General features: G+C 43.0%; 2 protein-coding genes and 1 pseudogene. All 3 read left to right on the forward strand.

Annotation, left to right across the window (positions count from 1 at the left end; genetic code table 11):
* A partial coding sequence (locus WBJ10_RS06615) for a pyridoxine 5'-phosphate synthase (protein ID WP_424288733.1) occupies window positions 1–173 on the forward strand: 173 nt, incomplete at its 5' end.
* A gap of 4 nt (window positions 174–177) precedes the next feature.
* Window positions 178–705 carry a hypothetical protein gene (locus WBJ10_RS06620; protein ID WP_424288732.1) on the forward strand — a complete coding sequence of 176 codons (528 nt, stop codon included), beginning with the start codon at window positions 178–180 and terminating at the stop codon, window positions 703–705.
* Between the two features lie 677 nt (window positions 706–1,382).
* Window positions 1,383–2,212 (forward strand): annotated as a pseudogene (locus WBJ10_RS06625) (aminomethyl-transferring glycine dehydrogenase); the annotation flags it as partial.

Consider the following 2,212-nt stretch of genomic DNA (forward strand, 5'->3'; position numbering starts at 1 on the left):
GTCTGGGTCTGGGGATTAATGCCGGCCATGATCTCGACCTTCATAACCTGAAATATTTCGCTCAGCAGATCCCGGGATTGCTTGAAGTGAGTATTGGCCATGCATTAATTTCTGATGCACTATATTTAGGTTTGGAGAACACCGTGCAGATGTATCTCAGACAATTAAAATAAACGGATGAACAGATTAAAATCATTTTCAATTTTATTTATTGCAATTATTCTCTCGCTTACATCATGTAAAAATGAAACATCAATCAATGAAAGCGATGCTTCTGATGTAATCACTGCTCACTTGGAAAGTAATCCAGAATACAAAACCACCACATTCAAATTCGGGGAATTAAAATTCCATAGCAGGAAAGACCGCGAGGAACTAAAGCTGTATGAAGAATTAGCAGAAAAAGGACTTATTCAAATGAAACTCGATGAACAGATGAAAGTTTTCCTGTCAAAAGACAGCACTTATGTTTATCAGGTTACCTTATCAGAAAAGGCTGCCTCATTAGTGCTTGAACAAAGCAATAGCCGGGCAACTGTAAAAGCGGTCAACTATATTTTAGACGATGATAAACCAGTGAACTTCGAACAGTCTAATGATAAAACTGCCAAGGCTACGGTTTCGCTGAAGATCGAACCCACCGACTTTTACCCCTTCCTTAACAAAGAATCGGACAGCGATTTTATTACGAAAACGTATAGCTGAAGCTGAAGAAGGATAGTGGCTGGGTAGTAGAATAAATCCCGCCTCGTGCCGGCGGACTGGCACTTACTTTTTCCAGCAGCTGAAAAAGTAAGCAAAAAAGCCGCGCCTTCCTGATATTTGTTGTAAATCCACGCTTTATCCTCTCGGCGCAATCCAAGCCGTGGGAATGCTAATACTAGAATGATTGATTGTGCTACACTTCTCCGGATTGCTTGACTGATGTGAAAGAAATGAAAGTTATTGCAAAGGATAAAGCGCGTTTTTACTGCCAAATCTCAAGAGGGCGAGTTCTGCGACTTGCAGGAACAGAAGGAGGATTAAAGTCAGTTACCCACTATTTTCGGCCGACTCACCATAACATATTTAAGTTCATCTATCATAGTGGCTCTGCAAGTTTCGCCTCGCGGCCGCAGGCCAGCCCCTCTACACCAGCTGGGCGGTGAGTGCGTTTCTAAGGCCCTAGCACCAAATCTCCGTTCACCTTTTTCATTCGCATCGGCTGGTGCGGGTTGCACAGCCCAAGCCTTCGCACTAACTTCCGAAGCAGCAGACGCAGCGACGGGATTTTTGCTTACTTTTTTTCCTGTAGAAAAAAGTAAGTGCCAGTCCGCCGGCACGAGGCGGGAAAATAAAAAAGAAAATCCTTACTTTTGCCCCACCAATTACCCCCTTTATTAATGAAGCTTAATATAGATTACCAGGAAAAATTTGAGCAGCGTCATATTTCTCCAACAGAGCAGGATACAGCGAAAATGCTGGAGACAATCGGCATAAATTCTTTAGACGAATTGATTGCGCAAACCGTGCCTTCGAACATCCGCTCAAAAGTTCCTTTAAATCTGCCAGTGGCCAAAAGTGAATTCGATTATCTGAATGATCTTAAAATTACGGCTTCAAAGAACAAAGTCTTTAAATCTTATATCGGACAGGGATATAACGACGTAATCGTTCCGGGTGTGATTCAACGTAATATTCTGGAGAATCCGGGATGGTACACCCAATACACGCCATACCAGGCAGAAATTGCTCAGGGCCGCTTACAGGCTCTATTAAATTTCCAAACCATGGTGGTTGACCTTACCGGGATGGAAATTGCTAACGCTTCTCTTCTTGACGAAGGAACAGCTGCTGGTGAAGCGATGTTTATGCAATACAGCCTCCGAAAAAACTCCGAAGCCAACGTTTTCTTTGTTTCAGAAGAAGTATTGCCTCAGACTATAGATATCTTAAGAACCCGCTCGGCTCCCTACGGAATCGAAATAATGATTGGTGATCATCGTACTGTTGAACTTAACGACTCTATGTTTGGTGCTATTGTTCAATATCCCGCCGGTAACGGTGCGATTTACAACTACACCGATTTTGCAGTAAAAGGTCATAAAAAAGGAATAAAACTTACCGTTATTGCGGATATCATGTCTCTTTCCCTACTGACCCCTCCGGGAGAATGGGGTGCAGATATCGTAGTTGGTACAACCCAGCGTTTTGGTGTACCAATGGGCTTTGG

The sequence above is a fragment of the Daejeonella sp. genome, assembly GCF_049655485.1.
Lineage (GTDB): Bacteria > Bacteroidota > Bacteroidia > Sphingobacteriales > Sphingobacteriaceae > Daejeonella.